Source organism: Streptomyces sp. P17 (genome assembly GCF_032436805.1).
Taxonomy (GTDB): domain Bacteria; phylum Actinomycetota; class Actinomycetes; order Streptomycetales; family Streptomycetaceae; genus Streptomyces.
The window spans coordinates 1-280 of sequence record NZ_JAVRBF010000667.1; the positions used below are offsets into that span (position 1 = coordinate 1).

Consider the following 280-nt stretch of genomic DNA (forward strand, 5'->3'; position numbering starts at 1 on the left):
TACCAGCCCAGCACCGGCGACATCACGGCGATGCGTGACGCGGACGTCGTGGTGTCCAACGGCGTACACCTCGAGGCCATGATGCTCGACCAGCTGCGATCACTGGGCGACAAGCACCTCACCGTCGGCGACACGGTCCCCGCCGACAAGCTGCTCCCCTGGCCGGAGAAGGACGCGCAGGGCAACCCCCTGCACGACCCCCACATCTGGAACAGCCCCGAGATCTGGAAGATCGTCACCAAGGAGGTCGCCAATCGTGGCGCTCATCGTGGTCGGCGCC

1 protein-coding gene is annotated in these 280 nt (G+C 66.8%); it reads left to right on the forward strand.

Annotation, left to right across the window (positions count from 1 at the left end; all coding sequences use genetic code 11):
• On the forward strand, positions 1-280 hold a 280-nt coding region (locus tag RMT89_RS42510; protein WP_315889112.1), incomplete at both ends, for a metal ABC transporter solute-binding protein, Zn/Mn family.